Source organism: Flavobacterium sp., from assembly GCF_044368625.1.
Classification (GTDB): Bacteria; Bacteroidota; Bacteroidia; order Flavobacteriales; family Flavobacteriaceae; genus Flavobacterium.
In genome coordinates this window covers 1-3,276 of record NZ_JBIPPD010000281.1, presented here as the reverse complement: position 1 = coordinate 3,276, position 3,276 = coordinate 1, and the positions used below count along the sequence as shown (strand labels likewise).

The window sequence follows — 3,276 nt, the reverse complement described above, 5'->3', positions numbered from 1 at the left end:
AGGTTCCAAAGCATCCATCGTTACAATCCACGGCGAAATGGAAGAGGCAAAGTTTTTTGCTAAAAACGGTCCAAGCGGCACATATTCCCATTTCTGAATGTCTCTCGCACTCCAGTCATTCAACAGCACCATTCCAAAAATGTATTCTTCGGCTTCATGCACTGGGATATTTTCGCCCATGATGTTGGCATCTGTGGTGATAAAAGCAGTTTCCAATTCGAAATCTACTAATCGCGAAGGACCAAAAACGGGTGTAGTTTCGCCATTTGGTAAGGTTTGTCCCATCGGTCGGTGAACTGGAATTCCAGAAGGAACGATTGTCGAGCTTCTTCCATGATAACCTACCGGAATGTGCAACCAGTTGGGTAGTAACGCATTATTCGGGTCGCGAAACATCGTTCCCACATTTGTCGCGTGTTCTTTACTGGAATAAAAATCGGTGTAATCGCCAATTAAAACCGGAAGTTGCATTTCTACTTCATCCATCGTAAAGATAATGATGTCACGGTGTTTGGCATTATCGCGCAATTTCGGATTTTCGGCATCAAAAATTTCGGCAATGCGGTTACGTACCAGTCGCCATGTTTTTTTTCCATCCGAAATAAAATCGTTCAACGTGTCTTGCATAAACATATCGTCGGTCAATTCGATTCCTTCAAAATAATTGAGCTGTTGTAAAGCGCCCAAATCAATAGCATAATTTCCGATGCGAGTTCCTATAGTAATGACATCATCTTTAGTTAAAAAAACACCAAAGGGAATATTTTGGATTGGAAAGTCGGAATTTTCGGGAACATCTAGCCATGATTTTCTACGAGGGTCGTTTGCTGTTATAGGCATTTGTATGTTATTTTTTTGTTTTAAATTGAGTTATCAAATATATTATTATAAGTGGATTTAACAAACGATTTTTGTATTTTTGACGTGTTTTTAACTAATTAGTATCGACATGCAACACGACGAAGAAATTTTCGACCTCATTCTTGAGGAACAAGACAGACAAATACACGGATTAGAGCTTATCGCTTCGGAGAATTTTGTGAGCGACCAAGTAATGGAAGCTGCTGGTTCTTGTTTGACCAATAAATATGCAGAAGGCTATCCCGGAAAACGCTACTACGGAGGTTGCGAAGTTGTAGACATAGTGGAACAAATTGCCATTGATCGCGCCAAAGCACTTTTTGGTGCCGAATATGCCAACGTGCAACCGCATTCTGGTTCTCAAGCCAACACAGCCGTTTTTTCGGCTATTTTGAAACCTGGGGATAAAATTTTAGGTTTTGATCTTTCACACGGAGGCCATTTAACGCACGGTTCTCCAGTAAATTTTTCAGGAAAATTGTACAGTCCAGCTTTTTATGGAGTGGAACGTGAAACTGGACAATTTGATTATGATAAAATCCAAGCCATTGCTACAAAAGAACAACCCAAATTAATTATTGCTGGTGCTTCGGCCTATTGTAGAGATATGGATTTTGAACGCTTTCGCAAAATTGCCGACAGTGTAGGGGCTTTGCTTTTGGCCGATATTTCGCATCCTGCCGGTTTGATTGCCAAAGGTTTGATGAACGACCCGATTCCGCATTGCCATATTGTAACGACAACTACTCATAAAACCTTAAGAGGTCCAAGAGGTGGAATGATTTTGATGGGTAAAGATTTCGAAAATCCAATGGGTTTAACCACACCAAAGGGCGAAATCAGAATGATGTCTTCTGTATTGGATCTAGCTGTTTTTCCAGGAAATCAAGGCGGACCGTTGATGCACATTATTGCTGCAAAAGCAGTAGCCTTTGGCGAAGCATTGACTGATGAGTTTTTCAGGTATTCGCTTCAAGTGCAGAAAAATGCCAAAGCGATGGCGGCTTCGTTTGTAAAAAGAGGCTACGATTTGGTTTCGGGTGGAACGGACAACCACATGATGTTGATTGATTTAAGAAACAAAAATATTACAGGTAAAGAAGCAGAAAATGCGTTGGTGAAAGCAGAAATCACCGTAAATAAAAACATGGTACCTTTTGACGACAAGTCGCCGTTTACGACTTCTGGAATCCGAATTGGAACACCAGCGATTACCACAAGAGGTTTGGTAGAAGCTGATATGGACAAAATTGTAGAACTTATCGACCGCGTTTTGATGGATCCTACGAACGAAGCGGTGATCGAAGAAGTGGCTGATGAAGTGAACGAAATGATGAGCGAAAGAGCGATGTTTGTTTTTTAGATTAAAAAAACGAGAATGCTGGATTTACGGTTATTTGCGTTAGGGATAGTAGCGAAAATCCTCCCGAAGAAAAATCGAGACACATCCCGATTTTTCTTCGGGAGATTGCAGCGAATAGCCCGACCCGACCCGATAATCGTGATGGAAAGCAGCATTTTTTTGTGTAAAAACAGGGTTTGAATTGAAAAGGGGAGGGTAACGCCCAAATTATAATAAAAGAGGTTTGAATTTGTAAACCAACTAAAAAAATTAGTAATGTCAGTTTTAAGATTACAATTGCCAACCGACCCGAGATGGGTAAATATCGTTGAGGGAAATATTGAAGAAATACTTACGGACCACGCGTGGTGCGAACAAAAAGCGGCGACGAATGCCATTACGATTGTTACAATTAATTCGGAGTATCCGGATTTGGTGACGGACATGTTGGCTTTGGCCAAAGAGGAGCTAGAACATTTTGAGATGGTGCATGAAATTATCAAAAAAAGGGGTTTAGTTTTAGGTCGTGAGCGAAAAGACGAATACGTAGGCGAATTGGCCAAATACATGAAACAAAGCAATACCGGAAGCCGTGTGTCGGGTTTTGTCGAACGTATGTTGTTTTCGGCAATGATTGAAGCCCGAAGCTGCGAACGTTTTAAAGTCCTTTCTCAAAATATCCAAGACGAAGAATTGTCGAAATTCTATTGGGATTTGATGGAAAGCGAAGCTGGACATTACACTACTTTTATCACTTATGCTCGAAAATACGGACAAGGTATCGATGTCGAGAAACGTTGGAGAGAATGGCTGGACTTTGAAGCTTCAATTATTGCGAGTTATGGAAAAGGCTCGACAGTTCACGGATAATATTTTTTTAATTTCGTATAATACCATACTTTTTTAGAACACAGATTAAAAAAATTTTTAAAATTTTTGACATTTCTCAAATCTGTGTCCTGAAATTATATATGAAGGTTAAACGCAAAGCGAAAAAATAGTGAATATCCAAGACGAAGAATTGTCGAAATTCTATTGGGATTTGATGGAAAGCGAAGCCAGGCATTACACTA

General features: G+C 40.2%; 3 protein-coding genes. 2 read left to right on the top strand and 1 reads right to left on the bottom strand.

Annotated elements, in window-relative coordinates; translation table 11 throughout:
• Window positions 1–840: fumarylacetoacetate hydrolase family protein (locus tag ACIQ2X_RS14890; RefSeq protein WP_396179744.1), on the bottom strand; the 840-nt coding region annotated here is incomplete at its 3' end.
• A gap of 109 nt (window positions 841–949) precedes the next feature.
• Between ACIQ2X_RS14890 and glyA the strand changes: the two genes are divergently transcribed.
• On the top strand, window positions 950–2,224 hold the full coding sequence (gene glyA / locus ACIQ2X_RS14885) for a serine hydroxymethyltransferase (RefSeq protein WP_396179743.1): 1,275 nt from the start codon (window positions 950–952) through the stop codon (window positions 2,222–2,224).
• 255 nt (window positions 2,225–2,479) lie between these two features.
• The gene (locus ACIQ2X_RS14880) at window positions 2,480–3,073 is read left to right on the top strand and encodes a tRNA-(ms[2]io[6]A)-hydroxylase (protein WP_396179742.1); all 594 of its coding nucleotides are present in this window, start codon (window positions 2,480–2,482) and stop codon (window positions 3,071–3,073) included.
• The last annotated feature ends 203 nt before the right edge of the window (window positions 3,074–3,276 follow it).